Origin of the sequence: Pseudomonas protegens (assembly GCF_003732485.1) — a bacterium.
Lineage (GTDB): Bacteria > Pseudomonadota > Gammaproteobacteria > Pseudomonadales > Pseudomonadaceae > Aquipseudomonas > Aquipseudomonas protegens_B.
In genome coordinates, this window is record NZ_MOAK01000045.1 from 86,484 (window position 1) to 87,979 (window position 1,496).

Annotated in this window: 2 protein-coding genes; both read left to right on the forward strand. The window is 66.4% G+C overall.

Going from position 1 to position 1,496, the window contains the following annotated elements:
• Positions 1-1,067: efflux RND transporter periplasmic adaptor subunit (locus BLX41_RS11335; RefSeq protein ID WP_123724943.1), on the forward strand; the 1,067-nt coding region annotated here is incomplete at its 5' end.
• Positions 1,068-1,496 (forward strand): ABC transporter ATP-binding protein (locus BLX41_RS35090; protein WP_259744705.1); only part of this gene is annotated, 429 nt, incomplete at its 3' end. It lies immediately after the preceding gene.

Here is a 1,496-nt window from a genome sequence, read left to right on the forward strand (position 1 = left end):
TCGCGACGGTGCAAGTCAGCCGCGGCGATATCGAAAGCAGCGTCACCGCCCTGGGCACCCTGCAGCCCCGGCGCTATGTGGACGTCGGCGCCCAGGCCTCCGGGCAGATCCGCAAGATCCACGTCGAGTCCGGCGATCAGGTCAAGGAAGGCCAGCTGCTGGTGGAAATCGACCCCTCCACCCAGCAGGCGAAACTCGACGCCAGCCGTTTCTCCATCGAGAACCTGCAGGCCCAGTTGCAGGAGCAGTACGCCCAGAACCAACTAGCCCGGCAGAAGTACCAGCGCCAGCAGAATCTGGCGGCCGGCGGCGCCACCCGCGAGGAAGACGTACAGACCGCCCAGGCCGAACTCAAGGCCACCCAGGCGCGGATCGACATGTACAAGGCGCAGATCCGCCAGGCCCAGGCCAGCTTGCGCAGTGACCAGGCCGAGCTGGGCTATACGCGCATCTACGCCCCCATGTCCGGCACCGTGGTGGCGGTGGACGCCCGCGAAGGCCAGACCCTCAACGCCCAGCAGCAGACCCCGTTGATCCTGCGCATCGCCAAACTCTCGCCCATGACCGTCTGGGCCGAAGTCTCGGAAGCCGATATCGGTCACGTCAAACCCGGCATGCAGGCCTACTTCACCACCCTGAGCGGTGGCAACCGGCGCTGGAGCAGCACCGTGCGGCAGATTCTGCCGATCCCGCCCAAGCCGCTGAACGAAACCAGCCAGGGCAGCGGCAGCCCCACCAGCACCAGCAAGAGCGGCAGCGGTCGGGTGGTGCTCTACACCGTGCTGCTGGACGTGGACAACGCCGACAACGCGCTGATGGCGGAGATGACCACCCAGGTGTTCTTCGTCGCCAATCAGGCAAAAAATGTGCTCACCGCCCCCATCGCCGCCCTGCAGGGCAGTACTGAACCGGACCTGCAGATTGCCCGGGTGGTGGCCAAGAACGGCTCGATCGACGAACGCAAGGTCCGGGTCGGCATCAGCGACCGCCTGCGTATCCAGGTACTGGACGGCTTGAACGAAGGTGATCACCTGCTGATCGGCCCGGCCAACAGCAGCGGAGGTTGAATGCAGACTCCGCTGATCGACCTCAGAGACATCCGCAAATCCTACGGCGGCGGCGACAGCCCGCAAGTCGATGTCCTGCGGGGCATCGACCTGTCGATCCACGCCGGGGAATTCGTCGCCATCGTTGGTGCCTCCGGCTCCGGCAAGTCGACCCTGATGAACATCCTCGGCTGCCTGGACCGCCCCACCTCCGGCGAGTACCTGTTCGCCGGGGAGAACGTTGCCCAGCTCGACAGCGATGAACTGGCCTGGCTGCGCCGCGAAGCCTTTGGCTTCGTGTTCCAGGGCTACCACCTGATCCCCTCGGCTTCGGCCCAGGAAAACGTCGAGATGCCGGCCATCTACGCCGGCACCCCGACCGCCGAACGCCACACCCGCGCCGCCGCCCTGCTGGAGCGCCTGGGCCTGGCCAGCCGCAGCGGCAACCGC